Origin of the sequence: Pseudomonas sp. 44 R 15, from assembly GCF_900004965.1 — a bacterium.
Taxonomy (GTDB): domain Bacteria; phylum Pseudomonadota; class Gammaproteobacteria; order Pseudomonadales; family Pseudomonadaceae; genus Aquipseudomonas; species Aquipseudomonas orientalis_A.
In genome coordinates this window covers 1-1,393 of the sequence record NZ_CVTU01000031.1, presented here as the reverse complement: position 1 = coordinate 1,393, position 1,393 = coordinate 1, and the positions used below count along the sequence as shown (strand labels likewise).

The 1,393-nt window shown below is 55.3% G+C and carries 2 protein-coding genes; both read right to left on the bottom strand.

Annotation, left to right across the window (positions count from 1 at the left end; all coding sequences use genetic code 11):
* Positions 1-38: 38 nt before the first annotated feature.
* Positions 39-869: an IS3 family transposase gene (locus BFP93_RS02545; protein WP_256095152.1), complete on the bottom strand. Its 831-nt coding sequence runs from the start codon at positions 867-869 to the stop codon at positions 39-41.
* 8 nt (positions 870-877) lie between these two features.
* Entirely contained in the window at positions 878-1,186 is a 309-nt protein-coding gene (locus tag BFP93_RS29075) for a transposase (protein WP_065883309.1), read from the bottom strand.
* Positions 1,187-1,393: the final 207 nt, after the last annotated feature.

The following is a 1,393-nucleotide window of genomic DNA, read 5'->3' as shown; positions in this document are numbered from 1 at the left end:
TGAACTGGTCAAGTAATCCCGGACACCGATTACGGTGTTTATGCCGCTTTTTGCTCCATGGCTATTGGCGACAGGTAGTTGTTGTAGCTGTGGAGCCTGATTCGGTTGTATCGCATGAAGAAGCTGGTCATATCCCGCCTGGCTTCTTCAACTGTGGTGTAGCCCTTATTGGGCACCCACTCTGATTTAAGCGTCCCGAAGAAACGCTCTGTTGGCGCGTTGTCCCAGCATTGCCCTCTGCGGCTCATGCTTTGCGTTATTCCATGCTCCAGCAGCTCGGACTGAAAGAGCTGGCTGGTGTATTGGCTGCCTTGATCCGAATGAAACATCAAGCCTGCATGTTTGCCTCGAACCTCCACCGCCATTCTCAGCGCCTTGCTAACCAGGTTGGCGTCGTTGATCAGGGAAAACGCCCAGCCAACGATTCGGCGGGCGAACAGATCAATGACCGCTGCCAAGTGATACCAACGTTTACCAACCATCAGGCTGGTAACGTCGCCGCACCAGGCCTGATTGATTGCGGTTGGCTCGAAGTTACGCTCGAGCAGATTCTTGGCCACAAATGCTTCGACGCCTCTAGAGCGATACTGATGGCGGCGGCGCTGTCTGCTGGCCAGATTTGCCTCCGCCATGAGTTTTCCGGCCAGATGCCGTCCCACCTTGATCTGCTGGGCTTTCAAGTGCTGAGAGATCATCCGCGCGCCTGCACTTCCCCGGCTTTCGTCATGCAATTGCGCAACTTTTGCTCTGAGCGCGTCACGCTTGGTATTCGGCACTGAGCGACGCTTAAGCCAGTCATAAAACGCGCTGCGGGAAACGCCCAGCGCACTGCAAAGCAGGCAGATCGGATACGAACTCGACTCTCTCAGCTCCTCGATCAGGAAAAACGATCGGGATCCGACATCAAGAGAGCCGTAGCCTTTTTTAAGATTTCAGCCTCGGTCTCCAGGCGCTTGACCTTGGCTCGCAGCTGTTGAAGCTCTCGCTGTTCATCGCTGATTGCCTTAGTACCTGCCACTGGCTGCCCTTTCTGACGCTCTTTGCGAACCTGCTCAATCCAACGGCGCAGAGCCGTGGGGCCAACCTCCATCGACGCACAGACGTCAGGAACTGAGCAGTTATCATCAAGTACCATGCTTACAGCACGTTGCTTGAACTCGCGGGTGTAGGTCTTTCGCTCTTGCATGAAACCTCCTGATTGGGCGAATCATATCGCCCTTAAGAGGTGTCCGGGAGCATTAGGCCAGTTCAGCTTGCCCCCGATGGCGGCCTCTGGGCTGGCCGGGATGTTGGATCAGATTGAGTACATATCCGTTTCTGCGGTAACGGCCACTTAGGGTTCCGCCCTGACGGCGGGTCACTTTGGAAAAGCCCCAAAGTAACCAAAGGGCTC

Bases quoted from the DNA above. Each gene is read 5' to 3' on its own strand.
- BFP93_RS29075 (WP_065883309.1), bottom strand. From the start codon at position 1,186: ATGCAAGAGCGAAAGACCTACACCCGCGAGTTCAAGCAACGTGCTGTA.